Source organism: Pseudomonas sp. R4-15 (assembly GCF_055768815.1).
Genome location: NZ_CM147293.1, coordinates 767,155 through 783,927, shown reverse-complemented (window position 1 = coordinate 783,927; position 16,773 = coordinate 767,155). Strand labels below are relative to the sequence as shown.

Here is a 16,773-nt window from a genome sequence, read left to right as displayed (position 1 = left end):
TGTGAAATGGCGGGCAAAACGTCGAGATGAGGGGCAACGGTCGCCAGGAATGTGGCCTGGTCGACTTATCCGGTTCAGTTCCAGCCTTCCAGGCGCATGCTGGCGCGCACCAGGCGCTGCTCTTCCTGCTCGATCTCCTGCAGCGCCTCACGGATGCGCACGATGTGCTCCCGCGCCGCACGCTGGGCCTGCTCTGGCAGGCGCTCGATCACCGCGTGGTAGAGGCGGGTGTGCTGGCGGTCGATCTGCCGCTTGTGCAGTGGCCGGTGATAGAGGTTGTTCACCGAAGCGTAGACGCTGGAGAGCCACAGATCGGTGAGCGATTGCAGGGTGTGTACCAGCACCGGGTTGTGCGAGGCCTCGCAGATCGCCAGGTGGAAGGCGTGGTCCAGCCGCGCGTGTTCCTGGGGGTCGAGATCACTCGCGGCGCCCATCGCCTCGAAGCGCCGCCGGATCAGCACGAAGTCCGCCTCCGTGCCCCGCGTCGCCGCCAGCCGCGCCGACTCGGCCTCCAGCAGCTCGCGGACCTCCAGCAGGTCGTAGAGCGTTCGCGGCTGGGAGTGGAACAAGTGCATCAACGGCGTGGCGTCGCGGGTGCTGGAGAGCTCCGCGACGTAGGAACCGCGCCCATGGGCGGTGTCCACGATGCCACGGCCGCGCAGCACCCGCAGGCCCTCGCGCAGTGCCGAACGGGAAATACCGAGCTTCTCGCACAGGCGCCGTTCGGAGGGCAGCGCCTGGCCGGGCTTGAGCACGCCATCGAGGATCAGGCGCTCGATACGCTCGGCGACGACATCGGCGAGTTGGCGCCGCTCAGGGGTCTGCATGGCTCCTCCCAAACTGGTACGACCAATCAACAAAGCGATTTCCAAGCCCCATGACGAACCGATCCATTCCCTTGAAAGACGCGGGCTGAACGAATTAAAGGACCTATCAAAGCACAGGCAAACTGGTAGGACCACTCTGCGAGCCACTGGACGAGCAGATGCGCCAGCTTGGAAGATAGGCGAAGCCTGATGGTCAGACACCCACACAACAACAACCGGGGTCCTTGATGAGCATCCTCTACGACGAGCGCGTCGATGGCGCGCTGCCGACGGTCGACCGTGCCGCCCTGCTCGCCGAACTGCGCGAGCGCCTGCCGGACCTGACGGTCCTGCACCGCGACGAAGACCTTACCCCCTACGAATGCGATGGCCTCTCGGCCTACCGCACCCGCCCGCTGCTGGTGGTGCTGCCCGAGCGCCTGGAACAGGTGCAGGCGCTGCTCGCGCTGTGCCATACGCGTGGCGTGCCGGTGGTGCCGCGCGGCGCCGGTACCGGGCTCTCCGGTGGCGCGCTGCCGCTGGAGAAAGGCGTGCTGCTGGTGATGGCGCGCTTCAACCGCATCCTCGAGATCGACCCGGCCGGGCGCTTCGCCCGGGTGCAGCCGGGCGTGCGCAACCTGGCGATCTCCCAGGCTGCCGCGCCTTATGGGTTGTACTACGCGCCGGACCCGTCTTCGCAGATCGCCTGCTCGATCGGCGGCAACGTTGCCGAGAACGCCGGTGGCGTGCACTGCCTGAAGTACGGACTGACCGTGCACAACCTGCTCAAGGTGGAGATTCTCACCGTCGAGGGCGAACGCCTGACCCTGGGCAGCGACGCGCTGGACGCTCCCGGTTTCGACCTGATGGCACTGTTCACCGGCTCCGAGGGCATGCTCGGGGTGGTCACCGAGGTGACCGTCAAGCTGCTGCCCAAACCCCAAGTGGCCAAGGTGCTGCTGGCCAGCTTCGACTCGGTGGAAGCCGCCGGTCGCGCGGTGGGCGACATCATCGCCGCCGGCATCGTCCCCGGCGGGCTGGAGATGATGGACAACCTGGCGATCCGCGCCGCCGAGGACTTCATCCATGCCGGCTACCCGGTGGAGGCCGAGGCCATCCTGCTCTGCGAGCTGGACGGCGTGGAGGCGGACGTCGCCGAGGACTGCGAGCGGGTCCGCCAGGTGCTGGAAAAGGCCGGCGCCAGCGAGGTGCGCCAGGCCCGTGACGAAGCCGAGCGAACCAAGTTCTGGGCCGGGCGCAAGAACGCCTTCCCGGCGGTCGGGCGCATCTCGCCGGACTACTACTGCATGGACGGCACCATTCCCAAGCGCGAGCTGCCGGGCGTGCTGCGTGGCATCGCCGAGTTGTCCGCCGAGTACGACCTGCGGGTGGCCAACGTCTTCCACGCCGGCGACGGCAACATGCACCCGCTGATTCTCTTCGACGCCAACCAGCCCGGTGAGCTGGAACGCGCCGAAGCCCTCGGCGGCAAGATTCTCGAACTCTGCGTGAAGGTCGGCGGCAGCATCACCGGCGAGCACGGCGTGGGGCGCGAGAAGATCAATCAGATGTGCGCCCAGTTCCAGCCGGACGAACTGACCCTGTTCCACGCGGTGAAGGCCGCGTTCGACCCACAGCGGTTGCTCAACCCCGGCAAGAACATCCCCACCCTGCACCGCTGCGCGGAATTCGGCGCGATGCACATCCACCACGGGCAGTTGCCCTTCCCCGAGCTGGAGCGCTTCTGATGAGCCACGACCAGGACAACAGCGCCGCGCTGCTGGAGCAGGTCGCCCAGGCGCTGCGCGAGAACACCCCGCTGCGCATCCGTGGCGGCGACAGCAAGGCCTTCCTCGGCCGCCCGGTGCAAGCCGAGCCGCTCGACCTGCGCAGCCATCGCGGCATCGTCAGCTACGATCCCACCGAACTGGTGATCAGCGCCCGCGCCGGCACCCCACTCGCCGAGCTGGAAGCAGCACTGGCCGAGCATGGCCAGATGCTGCCCTGCGAGGCACCGCGTTTCTCCGCCGCCACCGTCGGCGGCACCCTCGCCGCCGGGCTCTCCGGCCCCCGTCGTCCCTGGGCCGGCGCGGTACGCGACTTCGCCCTCGGCACCCGGGTGATCAGCGGTGAAGGCAAGCTGCTGCGCTTCGGTGGCGAGGTGATGAAGAACGTCGCCGGCTACGACCTGTCGCGGCTGATGGCCGGCAGCTTCGGCTGCCTCGGGGTGATCACCGAGGTGTCCTTCAAGGTGCTGCCGATCCCGCGTGCCTGCACCAGCCTGCGCCTGGCGCTGGACCTGCCGCAGGCGCTCGAGCGCCTCGCCGAGTGGGGTCAGCAACCGCTGCCGATCAGCGCCGCCTGCCACGACGGCGAGGTGCTGCGACTGCGCCTGGAGGGCGGTGAAGGCTCGGTGCACTCGGCCTGCCAGCGCCTGGGCGGCGAACGCGAGGCGCCGGACTTCTGGGAGGCGTTGCGCGAGCAGCGACTGTCGTTCTTCGCCGGCCCCGGCGCGCTCTGGCGGCTGTCGTTGCCCAGCCACTGCGGCGCGCTGGCGCTGCCCGGCGAGCAACTGGTGGACTGGGCCGGCGCGCAGCGCTGGCTGAAGTCCGACGCCGATGCGCAGCAGATCCGCGCCATCGTCAGTGAGGTCGGCGGCCACGCCACCTGCTTCACCCCTGGCGTCACCGACACCCCCTTCCAGCCCCTGCCGCCGACGCTGCTGCGCTACCACCGCCAGCTCAAGGCACAACTCGACCCGCAGGGCCTGTTCAACCCCGGCCGGCTGTATCCGGAGGTCTGATTCGTGCAAACCAATCTGAGTCCCGAGGCGCGCCGTCTGGCGCGCGCCGATGAAGCCGAGGCGGTGCTGCGCAGCTGCGTGCACTGCGGCTTCTGCAATGCCACCTGCCCCACCTACCAGTTGCTCGGTGACGAGCTGGACGGCCCGCGCGGGCGCATCTACCTGATCAAGCAGTTCCTCGAAGGCGGCGAGATCAGCGAGAACACCCAGGAGCACCTGGACCGCTGCCTGACCTGCCGCAACTGCGAGACCACCTGCCCCTCCGGCGTGGAGTACCACAAGCTGCTGGATATCGGCCGTGCCGCCATCGAGCTGCGCGTACCGCGTCCGCTGGGGGAACGCCTGCTGCGCGCCGGCCTGCGCAGCGTGGTACCGCGTCCGGCGCTGTTCAAGACGCTGGTCGGCGCCGGGCAAACGTTGCGCCCGCTGCTGCCAGCGCCGCTCAAGGCCAAGCTGCCGCGGGAAATCCGCGCGCCTCGCGAACGCCCCAGCGCCCCGCGCGAGCGCCAGGTACTGATGCTCGAGGGCTGCGTGCAGCCGGCCTTCTCGCCGAACACCAACGCCGCCGCGGCGCGCGTGCTGGATCGTCTGGGCATTGCCGTGCTCCCCGCCCGCGAAGCCGGCTGCTGCGGCGCCGTGGACTATCACCTGAACGCCCAGGACACCGGCCTCGCCCGCGCCCGGCGCAACATCGATGCCTGGTGGCCAGCCATCGAAGCCGGCGCCGAGGCCATCGTGCAGACCGCCAGCGGCTGCGGCGCCTTCGTCAAGGAATACGGCCTGCTGCTCAAGGACGATCCGCGCTACGCGGCCAAGGCGGCGCGGGTCAGCGAACTGGCCAAGGACCTGGTGGAGGTGCTGCGCGAAGAGCGCCTGGAAAACCTCCAACCCTGCGCCGAACGGCGCCTGGCGTTTCACTGCCCCTGCACCTTGCAGCACGCGCAGAAGCTCGGCGGCGCCGTGGAGGAGGTGCTCACACGTCTGGGCTTCGCCCTTAGCCCGGTGCCCGATGCGCACCTGTGCTGCGGCTCGGCCGGCACCTACTCGCTGACCCAGCCGGAGCTGTCCAAGCGTCTGCGCGACAACAAGCTCGAAGCCCTGGAGAGCGGCAACCCGGAGCTGATCGTCACCGCCAACATCGGCTGCCAGACGCACCTGGACGGCGCCGGACGCACCCCGGTGCAGCACTGGATCGAGGTGGTCGACGAGGCGCTGGGCTAGCCCGCTCGAGCTGATGGGTATCGCTTCGCTCAACCCATCCTACGGCTCCATCTCTGGTGGTGTGCTAGTCCGTAGGATGGGTAGAGCGCAGCGATACCCATCGTTGCCGCGCGACTACAACGCGCCACACTCCCTGACTACAGCGGCCAATCCTGCGCCCAGTAGTCCGGGGCGTTGTATAGCTCGCGCAGGTAGTCGACGAACAGGCGCACCTTGGCCGGAACGTGTCGGCGCTGCGGGTACACCGCCTGGATGTCGTAGTCCGGCAGGGCGAAGTCATCTAGCACGGTTTCCAGCTCACCCCGCGCCAGCTCGCGCTGGATCTCCCAGGTGGAGCGCCAGCCGATGCCCAGGCCCTGGCGAATCCAGGCATAGAGCAGCTCGCCGTCGTTGCAGGAAAGGTCTCCGGCGACCTTCACCGTCAGCGGCCGCCCCTCGCTGAGAAAGGTCCAGCCCCGCTGCGCGCCGCCCTGGGGATTGAACGCCAGGCAATTGTGTCGCGGCAGCGCCTCGGGGGTGGCCGGCCGGCCGTGCCGCGCGAAGTATCCCGGCGTGCCACACACCACCCGGCGATTGGCGCACAGCGGCACCGCAACATAGTCGGCATCCGGGCTACCGCCGATGCGGATGCTCATGTCGTAGCCTTCGCCGACCAGATCGACCACCCGATCGGTGAAGTCGAAGGACAACTGCAGCTCCGGGTAACGCTGACGGAAACCGAGCACATGGGGCGCCACGTGGCGTCGGCCGAAGCCCGCCGGCGCGGAAACCACCAGATGGCCGCTGAGCGACGCACCGCTGGCGGCGATACTCGCCTCCACGTCGTCGAACTCACGCAGCAGGCGGCGCGCCTGCTCGAGCAATTGCTCGCCCTCGTCGGTGAGCGTCAGGCCGCGGGTCGAGCGATGCATCAGCTTGACGTTGAGCCGCCGTTCCAGCGTATCCAGCCGCCGCCCGAGCAGCGCCGGGGTCACCCCCACCAGCGGCGCAGCAGCGGCGAAGCTGCCGCGATTGGCAACCTGGACGAAGCTGTACAACTCGGTATAGCGATCCATGGGGAATCCCAAGCCCATATTCGATACCTAGAGTATCGACAGAAACGGCTTTTTGGCTATTCCCGAGACGCGCGCAGGGGTGCATCCTGACGCCAATGAAGTCCCATTGAATCTCAACAAGAACAACCTTTTCGGAGTGCTCATGCTCAGCAAAGCCGTACTGACCCAGAACGAAGTCTCGCGCATCCTCGCCGCCGCCCGCGCCGAAGCCCAGGCCAATGGCTGGGCGGTCTGCATCGCAGTGGCGGATGACGGCGGTCACCCGCTGGCGCTGGAACGCCTCGATGGCGCCTCGCCCAACAGCGCCTACATCGCCCCGGAGAAGGCGCGTAGCGCTGCCCTGGCGCGCAAGGAGACCAAACTGCTGGAGGACATGGTCAACGGCGGGCGCACCGCCTTCGTCACCGCGCCGCTGATGACCAGCCTGGCCGGCGGCGTGCCGGTCCTGGTCGACGGCCAGGTGGTCGGCGCGGTGGGCGTCTCGGGCGTCACCCCCGAACAGGACGCGCAAGTCGCCAAGGCCGGCATCGCCGCCCTCTGAACATCCCAGATGACACACCCGTGCCCCAGCGGCACGGCCAGGAGAATCGCATGAACGACCGTATCAACTGCCAGCGCCTGCAGGTTGCCGCCAACCTCAAGGCATTCCTCGAAGACGAAGCCCTGCCGGGCACCGGCCTCGACGCGGAGAGTTTCTGGAAAGGCTTCGACGCCCTGGTCCACGACCTGGCGCCGAAGAACCGCGCACTGCTCGCCGAGCGCGACCGCCTGCAGGTCGAGCTGGACACCTGGCACAAGGCCAATCCCGGCCCGATCAAGAACATGCCGGCCTACCGCAGTTTCCTCGAGTCCATCGGCTACCTGCTGCCGCAGCCGACCGGCGTGAAGGCGACCACCAGCAACGTCGACAGCGAAATCGCTACCCAGGCCGGTCCGCAGTTGGTGGTGCCGGTGATGAATGCGCGCTACGCGCTGAACGCTGCCAATGCCCGCTGGGGCTCGCTGTACGACGCGCTCTATGGCACCGACGCGATCAGCGAGGACGACGGCGCGCAGAAGGGTCCGGGCTACAACGAAGTGCGCGGCGCCAAGGTCATCGCCTTCGCCCGCGACGTGCTCGACCAAGCCGCACCGTTGGCCAGCGGCTCGCACCGTGACTCGGTGAGCTACGCCATCGACGGCAGCCAGCTCAAGGTCACCCTCAAGAACGGCGAGCAGACTCGCCTCGCCCAGCCGGAAAAATTCGTCGGTTTCCAGGGTGACGCCAGCGCACCAAGCGCGGTGCTGCTGAAGAACAACGGCCTGCACATCGAGATCCAGATCGACGCCTCCAGCGCCATCGGCAAGACCGACCCGGCCGGCGTCAAAGACCTGCTGATGGAGGCCGCGGTGTCCACCATCCTCGACTGCGAGGACTCCATCGCCGCCGTCGACGCCGACGACAAGGTGCTGGTCTACCGCAACTGGCTGGGCATGATGAAGGGCGATCTCGAAGACAGCTTCGAGAAGGGCGGCCGCACCCAGACCCGTCGCCTCAACCCGGACCGCGAATACAGCGCCGTCGACGGCGGCACGCTGACCCTGCACGGACGCTCGCTGCTGTTCATCCGTAACGTCGGCCACCTGATGAGCAACCCGGCAATCCTCGACGGCGAAGGCCGCGAGATCCCCGAGGGCATCCTCGACGCGGTGTGCACCAGCCTGATCGCCCTGCATGACCTGAAGCGTCGCGGCAACTCGCGCACCGGCAGCGTCTACATCGTCAAGCCGAAGATGCACGGTCCGGCGGAAGTCGCCTTCGCCGCCGAGCTGTTCGGCCGCGTCGAGCAGTTGCTCGGCGTTCCGGCGAACACCCTGAAGATGGGCATCATGGACGAGGAGCGGCGCACCAGCGTCAACCTGATGGCCTGCATCGAGGCCGCCAGCGCCCGTGTCGCCTTCATCAACACCGGCTTCCTCGACCGCACCGGCGACGAGATGCACACCGCCATGGAAGCCGGCCCCATGCTGCGCAAGGGCGCGATGAAGAGCACGCCTTGGATCACCGCCTACGAGCGCAACAACGTGCTGGTCGGCCTCACCGCCGGACTGCGCGGCAAGGCTCAGATCGGCAAGGGCATGTGGGCCATGCCGGATTTGATGGCAGACATGCTGGTGCAGAAGATCGGCCACCCGAAAGCCGGCGCCAACACCGCCTGGGTCCCCTCGCCCACCGCCGCCGTACTGCATGCGCTGCACTATCACCAAGTGGATGTCCAGGCCGTGCAGCAGGAGCTGGAACAGGTCGACCTGACTGCCGCCCGTGATGGCATCCTCAACGACCTGCTCAGCGTGCCGGTCACCGCCACCCCGGACTGGGGCGACGCCGACAAGCAGCAGGAGCTGGACAACAACTGCCAGGGCATCCTCGGCTACGTGGTGCGCTGGGTCGAACAGGGCGTCGGCTGCTCCAAGGTGCCGGACATCCACAACGTCGGCCTGATGGAAGACCGCGCCACCCTGCGCATCTCCAGCCAGCACATCGCCAACTGGCTGTACCACGGCGTGGTCAGCGAAGCGCAAGTCCGCGAGACCCTGGAGCGCATGGCCAAGGTGGTCGACGGACAGAACGCCGGCGACCCGGCCTACCGCCCGATGGCCGCCGACTTCGCCGGCTCCTACGCCTTCCGCGCCGCCAGCGACCTGGTGTTCAAAGGCCGCGAACAACCGGCCGGCTACACCGAACCGCTGCTACACGCCTGGCGCCTGAAGTTCAAAGCCCAGGCCTGAGCGGCACGCTGAACGAAAGAGCCCGACCCGGAGATATACCCGGGCCGGGCTCTTTCTTTGAGATAAGCTCGGTGGCTTGTATGCCCGTAGTTAGCTGCCACCGACAGAGTGGCGATGATTTCTGAGCTGCCTACACGGCAGTGAAGACTACTGCCGCCTGCATGTGGAAGCGCGAGCATTTCTGAGCTGCCTACACGGCAGTGAAGCCTGGCTACGCGCCCTTCACGATGATCCTTATTTTCTGAGCTGCCTACACGGCAGTGAAGGTTGCCCAGCTCACCGCCCGCGATGCCGGGGATTTCTGAGCTGCCTACACGGCAGTGAAGTTCCAAAGCCAGAGCAGACGGTTCTGCGCGTCGTTTCTGAGCTGCCTACACGGCAGTGAAGTCCCGCAGTGTGAACGGGCCAGCGAACCGATCTTTCTGAGCTGCCTACACGGCAGTGAAGAGGGCCTGGCGCAGGGTCAGCACCGGCCCAGCTTTCTGAGCTGCCTACACGGCAGTGAAGCTTCTTGCGCTGCTGCTCCAGGGTCTCGTTGATTTCTGAGCTGCCTACACGGCAGTGAAGATCATGGCGCACCTCCTTGTGCGCCACCCTTACTTTCTGAGCTGCCTACACGGCAGTGAAGGCTTTGAGCCAGCCGAACGGCGCGGCGCTCAGTTTCTGAGCTGCCTACACGGCAGTGAAGGACGCGCAGGAGCGCCGCAATGGCCGCGCGCATTTCTGAGCTGCCTACACGGCAGTGAAGTATCGGTCCACTCCCCAGCCTCGCCGCCATAGTTTCTGAGCTGCCTACACGGCAGTGAAGCAGGTGTTCATCAACTCGGCGGTGATCGGGCATTTCTGAGCTGCCTACACGGCAGTGAAGTCATGGCCCTCCTGGGGCTTCGGAGACTTGATTTTCTGAGCTGCCTACACGGCAGTGAAGTCTACAATTATCTGACACGCCCCCTGAGGACTTTTCTGAGCTGCCTACACGGCAGTGAAGTCGCGGAATCGTCAGCCAGGCGGCATATGAAATTTCTGAGCTGCCTACACGGCAGTGAAGAGTTCTGGGGTATGCGCCCATTCGCCTACCCATTTCTGAGCTGCCTACACGGCAGTGAAGTGCTCAGGTGCGAGTCCTTGAGCCTGGTGCATTTTCTGAGCTGCCTACACGGCAGTGAAGTGCGCCGCCCCCGCTCTCCTGCACTTCCGCGATTTCTGAGCTGCCTACACGGCAGTGAAGTCCTGCGAGCGGGCCTCGATCTCGTCCATGCTTTTCTGAGCTGCCTACACGGCAGTGAAGCACCCAGCGCAGCTTGAGCAGCGGTTCGTCGCTTTCTGAGCTGCCTACACGGCAGTGAAGGTGGTGCCCGACTCCGTACCCGCCGGGTCAGGTTTCTGAGCTGCCTACACGGCAGTGAAGGACGTCGTCACCACCGACCCGAACGACGTGCTTTTCTGAGCTGCCTACACGGCAGTGAAGTCTCGGGTGGCCGCTGGTTGAGGAGTTGGGGTTTTCTGAGCTGCCTACACGGCAGTGAAGGTACCGTGCGCGTCACCGTGCTAGCCAACAGTTTTCTGAGCTGCCTACACGGCAGTGAAGGCGCTCGCCGGTCCAGAACGTGTAGGCCTCATTTTCTGAGCTGCCTACACGGCAGTGAAGGCATAGAAACCTCAGATGAACAGTGTGGTTACTTTCTGAGCTGCCTACACGGCAGTGAAGCAACGGAGCGTTGCGAGTGACGGGAACAGGGATTTCTGAGCTGCCTACACGGCAGTGAAGGGGTGAGCCGGCACGGATGGTGGGGGCCGTCATTTCTGAGCTGCCTACACGGCAGTGAAGCACGCAGCCCGGGTATTCCTTTTTGCTTTCGTTTTCTGAGCTGCCTACACGGCAGTGAAGCCGATTGATTTCGACGCCGCCGGGACCCTTGTTTTCTGAGCTGCCTACACGGCAGTGAAGCAGCGCCTGAACCTGCGCGATCTTGTCCTCCATTTCTGAGCTGCCTACACGGCAGTGAAGTTGCCCATGGCTTTGCAGCTTCCGCGCAGGCTTTTCTGAGCTGCCTACACGGCAGTGAAGGCGGCCAGCCAGTTCGTTGATGCAGCGCTCGCTTTCTGAGCTGCCTACACGGCAGTGAAGAAGGGGCCGGAATTCAAACGCCAGCTTGATGATTTCTGAGCTGCCTACACGGCAGTGAAGCGAGATTGGCAGCCTGTCATCGATATGATGATTTTCTGAGCTGCCTACACGGCAGTGAAGCCCCGAACATCTCGAGCTGCTCATCACACCCATTTCTGAGCTGCCTACACGGCAGTGAAGTAGAGAAGATAACGGCTACGGCCTTGTCTGCCCAGGCCTTCAAAGGAATCGGCCAAGAAAACCCTCTTTTCTTAGATATCTGTAAGCCATTGATTTTAAAGCCTTGGCTCAAGGGTAGGAAAAAGAGGGTCGGCAACAATACGAAAAGATGCTAAATCGCCATGACGTCCCACGGAGCACGATCATGGATGATTTCAGCCCCTCCGATCTCAAGACCATCCTCCACTCCAAGCGCGCCAACCTGTACTACCTGCAGCACTGCCGGGTACTGGTCAATGGCGGGCGCGTCGAATACGTGACCGACGCCGGTAAGCAGTCGCTGTACTGGAATATCCCCATCGCCAACACCACCACCATCCTGCTCGGCACCGGCACCTCCATCACCCAGGCGGCCATGCGTGAGCTGGCCAAGGCCGGCGTACTGGTGGGCTTCTGCGGCGGTGGCGGTACGCCGTTGTTCTCGGCCAATGAGATGGACGTGGAGGTGGCCTGGTTTTCACCACAGAGCGAGTACCGCCCCACCGAGTACCTGCAGCAATGGGTGAAATTCTGGTTCGATGACGGGAAGCGCCTGCAGGCGGCCAAGGCCTTCCAGCTCGCACGGCTGCATCGTATCCGCGAAGGTTGGCTAAACAGCCGCCCGCTGAAGGACGCCGGCTTCGCTGTCGATGCCGCCGCCCTGGAAAATGCGTTGAGCGCTTCGCAGACCGCCATCGCCGCCGCGCCAGACAACACCTTCCTGCTCACCGAAGAAGCCCGCCTGAGTAAGTTGCTGTTCGCCCTCGCCGCCCGCGCCGTGAACTACGGCGAATTCACCCGCGCCAAGAAAGGCAGCGGTAGCGACCCGGCCAATCGCTTCCTCGATCACGGCAATTACCTCGCCTATGGCCTGGCTGCCAGCGCCACTTGGGTGCTGGGCATTCCCCACGGGCTCGCCGTGCTGCATGGAAAAACCCGCCGCGGTGGGCTGGTGTTCGACGTGGCCGATCTGGTCAAGGACGCCAGCATCCTGCCGCAGGCCTTCGTTTCGGCGGTGCGCGGCGACGAGGAGCAGGAGTTCCGTCAGGCCTGCATCGAGAACCTCACCCGCAGTGAGTCGCTGGACTTCATGATCGATACCCTCAAGGCGGTGGCCGAGGAGATCGACCGGTGAACGTGCTGCTGATCGCCCAGTGTGAAAAACGCGCGCTGGTGGAGAGCCGGCGCATTCTCGATCAGTTCGCCGAGCGCCGTGGCGAACGCACCTGGCAAACGCCGATCACTCAGGCCGGGCTGGATACCCTGCGCAAGCTGCTGAAGAAGAGTGCCCGGCGCAACACCGCCGTGGCCTGCCACTGGATCCGCGGCAAGGATCACAGCGAGCTGCTGTGGATCGTCGGCGACGCCAACCGCTTCAACGCCCAGGGCACCGTACCGACCAACAGCACCCGCCGCGACGTGCTGCGCAAGGATGACGAGAACGACTGGCACAGCGCCGAGGACATCAAGCTGCTGGCGCAGATGGCGGCGCTGTTCCATGACATCGGCAAGGCCAACGCCGCTTTTCAGGCCAAGCTGCGCAGCCGTCAGCCAGTGGCTGACGCCTATCGTCATGAGTGGGTGTCGCTGCGCCTGTTCGAAGCCTTCGTTGGCAGCGGCAGCAGCGATGCCGACTGGCTACAGCGCCTCAGCGGCGAAGGCTACGATGACGCGCTCCTCCGGCTGCGCTGCGACTATCCACAGGCGCAACCGGGCCCCTTTATCAGGGAGCATCTACCGCCGCTGGCCCAGGCCATCGGCTGGCTTATCGTCAGCCATCACCGCCTACCCGAGGCACAGACCAATGCCCGACGGCTCCTTGCGCTGCCACGTCCGATCCTGGCCGACTGGTGCGGCGCACGGCCTGGGGCCAGCGAGCAGGACAAGGCGGCCTGCTGGCACTTCGCCGAGGGCCATCTGCCCTTTGCCAGTAGCGCCTGGCGGCAGCGCGCGGCCCGTTGTGCCCAGGCACTGTTGCAGCGCCCCGCACTCCTGCAACGCATCAGCGACTGGCCGAACGATCCCTACCTGATGCACCTGTCGCGGCTGGTACTGATGCTCGCCGACCACCACTACTCCAGTCTGCGGGCCAACGCCCAGCTGGGTGCCCGCGACTTTCCCGCCTATGCCAATACCGACAAGGGCGGCGCATTGAAACAACGCCTGGACGAACACCTGCTCGGCGTGGCTCAGGACGCGCGACGCATTACCGGCCTGCTGCCGAGATTGGAGCGCAGTCTGCCGCGCATCGCCCGGCACAAGGGCTTCAAGCGCCGCGCCGGGGATGAACGCTTCCGCTGGCAGGACAAAGCCTTCGACCTCGCAAGCGGCCTGCGCGAAACCTCCGCGCGGCAAGGCTTCTTCGGCGTCAACCTGGCCTCCACCGGCTGCGGCAAGACCCTGGCCAACGGCCGTATTCTCTATGCCCTGGCCGATCCACAGCGTGGCGCCCGCTTCTCCATCGCCCTCGGCCTGCGCACCCTGACCCTGCAGACAGGCGAGGCCTACCGGGAAAAGCTCGGCCTCGGCGCAGACGACCTGGCGGTACAGGTGGGCGGCCTGGCGGTACGCGAGCTGTTCGAGCTGGGCGCCCGCCAGCGTCGGGCCGAAGCGACCGGCAGCGAGTCGACCGAGGCGCTGGACAACAGCCACGTGCACTACGAGGCCAACCTCGAAGACGGCCCGCTGCGTGACTGGCTCCAGCAGGATACGCACGCCCACCGGCTGGTCAGCGCGCCGGTACTGGCCTGCACCGTCGACCACCTGATCCCCGCCTGCGAGAGCACTCGCGGCGGCCGACAGATCGCTCCCATGCTGCGCCTGCTGACGTCCGATCTGGTACTGGACGAGCCGGATGATTTCGACCTGGCCGACCTGCCCGCCCTCATCCGCCTGGTGCATTGGGCCGGGCTGCTCGGCAGCCGTGTGCTGCTGTCTTCCGCCACCCTGCCGCCCGCACTGCTTCGTGCCCTGTTCGAGGCCTACAACGCGGGGCGCGCGGCTTATCGCCAGCACCGTGGCGAACCCAGTACCTCGGCTGAGATCTGCTGCGCCTGGTTCGATGAATTCGGCTGCCAAAGCTCCAGCCACGCGTTAGGCGAGAGCTTCGCCGAGCAGCATGCTGCCTTTATCACGCAGCGCCTTGGCCATCTAGGTCGGCAGCCCATCCGTCGCCGCGCAGAAGTCGTCCCGGTCGCCGTTGCCAGCCGCGAGCGCGCAGCCATCTGTGCCGAGCTGGCCACGCAGTTGCCTACCTGGATGGGCGAACTGCACACCCGGCATCACAGCCAGGCACCGAGCGGCCAGCGGGTCAGCTTCGGCCTGCTGCGGCTGGCCAATATCGACCCTTTGATCGAACTGGCTCAGGCGCTGTATGCCCAGGGCGCACCACAAGGCGTTCGCCTGCACCTTTGCGTCTACCACTCGCGCTTTCCGTTGCTGCAACGCTCGTCCATCGAGCGTGAACTGGACAGCCTGCTACGCCGTCACCAACCCGAGGCCATCTTCGACCAGCCGACCGTACGGCAGGCATTGGCGCAGCATCCGGAGGCGGACCACCTGTTCGTCGTGCTGGCCTCGCCGGTGGCCGAGGTGGGGCGCGATCACGACTACGACTGGGCCATCGTCGAGCCGTCTTCGATGCGCTCAATCATCCAGTTGGCCGGACGCATCCGCCGCCATCGTCCCGCCGCCTGCGAAGCCGCCAACCTCTACCTGCTGTCACACAACCTCAAGGCCCTGCAGGGTCAGGCTGAAGCCTTCGTCCGACCAGGATTCGAGGACAAGCACTGGCACCTCGCCAGCCATGACCTGCGCGAGCTGCTGCCGGAAGACTCATTCGCCATCGACGCCACGCCGCGCATCGTCGAGCCGCAGACGCTGCAGCCGAAAAATCGCCTGGTCGATCTGGAGCACGCGCGCCTGCGCGCCGGCCTGCTCGGCGAGGGCGCCAGCAGCACCGCGTTCAGCGCCCCGCTGTGGTGGCAGAGCCCGGCCCCCTTGAGCGGCGTGTTGCAGCACCAACAACGCTTTCGCCAAGGGCAGCCGCAGCTCGACTACGCCCTGCTGCCCGAAGACGATGATGCATCGAGCTTCAGCTTCCAGCGCGACGAACAAGACGGTACCTGGCGAGCCGTAGGCAACCTGTACAGCGAGTTGCCGTTGCAACAGGGGCCGCGTGTCCACTCTTGGGGGCAGGTTGGCTATGCGGCAGAGCTGGTTGCCCTGGCCGAGCAGAAGAACCTCAGCCTGCGCGACTGCGCCATGCGCTACGGTCAGGTGAGCCTCGACTGCCAGTACAACGACGGCACCGCCACTGACCTGAGCTGGCGCTGGCACCCCCTGCTCGGCTTTGCCCGCGACAAATAATCCTCATGACGATGAGGATTTGATATGCAGGCCACACGCGAGAACGCCCATGAACTCGGCCAATGGGCGCACCTCGCGCGTAGGACGCAGAACATTCGCCAGGACGCCGCCGGTAGCATCGGCGTCAGAGTGAACTTCCTCGGCAAGGTCGGGCGCGGCAGCGAAAACGTGCAGTGGGGCAAGTTGTTTTCAGGTGCTGGAAGGCCTGGACCTGCGGCTGATCGTCGACCTGCCGGAGGAACACAACTCGCTAACAAGGGGCAAGGCTTGCACGGACGTGTAAAGAAAACTCCCTTTTTTTTACACGTGCGCCGACACGTGTAAAAAAAATCCGATTTCTTTTACACGTTGTCGACGTGAGCTGCGTTGGCCAACAGCTCGAACAACGCGTCATTGAGATAGAGGTTTTCCTTACCGAGACGATGCTTGCTCAGCAACCCCAAATCAACTGCAGCTTCAAGGTACTTGGTCGCCGTCGGACGGCTAACCGCCAACTCCGCCTGAACGAACTCCACCTTGGTGTATGGGTGCCAGAACAGGTTGTTAAGCAAGTCCTGGCTGTACACCTTGGGCCGCTGGGCGCGCAGTGTTTCCTTGTACTGCTGCATCAGCTCCTTGATTCCGTATATCAGCTGGGTCGTCTGCGCGGCCGTCTGCTCCACGGCATCGAGCATGAACAACACCCACTCTTCCCAACGCCCGTGATCCCTCACCGCTTGCAGCAGCTCGTAATAACGCGCCTTGTTCTGATTGATGTAGCGCGACAGGTAAAGCACCGGACTACCCAACAGGTCGCAAAGCACCAGATACAGCACATTGAGGATGCGACCAGTACGACCATTACCGTCGTAGAACGGATGGATGCTCTCGAACTGATGATGCAGCACGGCCATGCGCGTCAGCAGATCCCAGTCACAGACCTCGGTCTCGTTGATGAATCGTTCCAGATTCCCCATCAGCGCGATGACTTCGCCCGGATGTTGCGGCGGGCTATAAACCACCTCACCCGTCTGCTGGTTCTTCAACTGAGTGCCCGGCAGGCGGCGAAAACCTCGGAGAATCCCTCCTTGAGCGCGCGGGCGTAGTTGTGCACCTCCTTGGCCGCCAGGCTGACGAAGTGGCGGCCAATGCTGTCGCTACGGTAAAGATCATCCTGCGTGGTGATGATGTTCTCGATGGCCGAGCTGTCCTTGGCTTCCTGAAGCGACAGCGTGTTTATCAGGATGTCCTGATTGGGCATGCTGTCGGCCACCCCCTTAAGCTCGGCCAAAGCCTGGTGAGCGCGCGCCAGCTTACGCAATACGGCACGCGTCTCGATGTCCTCGGCGAAGGGTAATTGCGGCGGGCGATAGGCCATGTTTCATCCTTTCTGTGCTGCCTATACGGCAGTGAACCGGGCTCACACTTTCTTGCCAATCCGGTATG

The 16,773-nt window shown here is 65.2% G+C and carries 11 protein-coding genes and 1 CRISPR repeat array; of the genes, 7 read left to right on the top strand and 4 right to left on the bottom strand.

From position 1 onward, the window contains the following. Positions 1 to 74 precede the first annotated feature (74 nt). On the bottom strand, positions 75 to 827 hold the full coding sequence (gene glcC, locus ACYRGX_RS03670) for a transcriptional regulator GlcC (protein ID WP_473055260.1): 753 nt from the start codon (positions 825 to 827) through the stop codon (positions 75 to 77). Positions 828 to 1,054: 227 nt separating this feature from the next. Between glcC and glcD the strand changes: the two genes are divergently transcribed. Genes glcD through glcF form a run of 3 tightly spaced genes read left to right on the top strand, consistent with a single transcriptional unit; the run spans position 1,055 to position 4,830 of the window. Further along, complete coding sequence (gene glcD / locus ACYRGX_RS03665; RefSeq protein ID WP_473055259.1) at positions 1,055 to 2,554, top strand: glycolate oxidase subunit GlcD; 1,500 nt, start codon at positions 1,055 to 1,057, stop codon at positions 2,552 to 2,554. Beyond that, positions 2,554 to 3,609 (top strand): glycolate oxidase subunit GlcE, encoded by a 1,056-nt coding sequence (gene glcE / locus ACYRGX_RS03660; protein ID WP_473055258.1) that lies wholly within the window; start codon positions 2,554 to 2,556, stop codon positions 3,607 to 3,609. Before glcD ends, glcE begins: the two co-directional genes overlap by 1 nt. A 3-nt stretch (positions 3,610 to 3,612) precedes the next feature. Continuing rightward, entirely contained in the window at positions 3,613 to 4,830 is a 1,218-nt protein-coding gene (gene glcF / locus ACYRGX_RS03655; protein WP_473055257.1) for a glycolate oxidase subunit GlcF, read from the top strand. A 137-nt stretch (positions 4,831 to 4,967) separates the two neighbouring features. Here glcF and ACYRGX_RS03650 read toward each other — a convergent pair whose 3' ends face one another. Continuing rightward, positions 4,968 to 5,885 carry a LysR family transcriptional regulator gene (locus ACYRGX_RS03650; protein WP_473055256.1) on the bottom strand — a complete coding sequence of 306 codons (918 nt, stop codon included), beginning with the start codon at positions 5,883 to 5,885 and terminating at the stop codon, positions 4,968 to 4,970. A 142-nt stretch (positions 5,886 to 6,027) separates the two neighbouring features. On the opposite strand from ACYRGX_RS03650, the gene ACYRGX_RS03645 reads away from it, so the two are divergent. The 4 genes from ACYRGX_RS03645 to cas3f all read left to right on the top strand — a co-directional run bounded on the left by ACYRGX_RS03645 (position 6,028) and on the right by cas3f (position 15,348). Then, positions 6,028 to 6,426, top strand: a complete 399-nt coding sequence (locus ACYRGX_RS03645; protein ID WP_473055255.1) for a heme-binding protein — start codon at positions 6,028 to 6,030, stop codon at positions 6,424 to 6,426. 50 nt (positions 6,427 to 6,476) lie between these two features. Next, entirely contained in the window at positions 6,477 to 8,654 is a 2,178-nt protein-coding gene (locus ACYRGX_RS03640; protein ID WP_473055254.1) for a malate synthase G, read from the top strand. Positions 8,655 to 8,772: 118 nt separating this feature from the next. Beyond that, positions 8,773 to 10,962: a CRISPR direct-repeat array (repeat unit 28 nt; unit sequence TTTCTGAGCTGCCTACACGGCAGTGAAG). 184 nt (positions 10,963 to 11,146) lie between these two features. Then, a complete protein-coding gene (cas1f, locus tag ACYRGX_RS03635) occupies positions 11,147 to 12,115 on the top strand; it encodes a type I-F CRISPR-associated endonuclease Cas1f (protein ID WP_473055253.1) in 969 nt (322 codons plus the stop codon). Further along, positions 12,112 to 15,348 (top strand): type I-F CRISPR-associated helicase Cas3f, encoded by a 3,237-nt coding sequence (gene cas3f, locus ACYRGX_RS03630; protein ID WP_473055252.1) that lies wholly within the window; start codon positions 12,112 to 12,114, stop codon positions 15,346 to 15,348. The genes cas1f and cas3f overlap by 4 nt, the downstream gene beginning before the upstream one ends. Positions 15,349 to 15,689: 341 nt before the next feature. Here the strand turns inward: cas3f and ACYRGX_RS03625 are convergent, their stop codons facing one another. Then, positions 15,690 to 16,373 (bottom strand): Fic family protein, encoded by a 684-nt coding sequence (locus tag ACYRGX_RS03625; protein WP_473055251.1) that lies wholly within the window; start codon positions 16,371 to 16,373, stop codon positions 15,690 to 15,692. After that, positions 16,370 to 16,705 (bottom strand): Fic/DOC family N-terminal domain-containing protein, encoded by a 336-nt coding sequence (locus ACYRGX_RS03620; protein ID WP_473055250.1) that lies wholly within the window; start codon positions 16,703 to 16,705, stop codon positions 16,370 to 16,372. The genes ACYRGX_RS03625 and ACYRGX_RS03620 overlap by 4 nt, the downstream gene beginning before the upstream one ends. Positions 16,706 to 16,773: the final 68 nt, after the last annotated feature.

Coding starts and splice junctions, on each gene's coding strand:
- glcD (WP_473055259.1), top strand. CDS start 1,055: ATGAGCATCCTCTACGACGAGCGCGTCGATGGCGCGCTGCCGACGGTC.
- ACYRGX_RS03645 (WP_473055255.1), top strand. CDS start 6,028: ATGCTCAGCAAAGCCGTACTGACCCAGAACGAAGTCTCGCGCATCCTC.
- ACYRGX_RS03650 (WP_473055256.1), bottom strand. CDS start 5,885: ATGGATCGCTATACCGAGTTGTACAGCTTCGTCCAGGTTGCCAATCGC.
- ACYRGX_RS03640 (WP_473055254.1), top strand. CDS start 6,477: ATGAACGACCGTATCAACTGCCAGCGCCTGCAGGTTGCCGCCAACCTC.
- glcE (WP_473055258.1), top strand. CDS start 2,554: ATGAGCCACGACCAGGACAACAGCGCCGCGCTGCTGGAGCAGGTCGCC.
- ACYRGX_RS03620 (WP_473055250.1), bottom strand. CDS start 16,705: ATGGCCTATCGCCCGCCGCAATTACCCTTCGCCGAGGACATCGAGACG.
- glcC (WP_473055260.1), bottom strand. CDS start 827: ATGCAGACCCCTGAGCGGCGCCAACTCGCCGATGTCGTCGCCGAGCGT.
- cas1f (WP_473055253.1), top strand. CDS start 11,147: ATGGATGATTTCAGCCCCTCCGATCTCAAGACCATCCTCCACTCCAAG.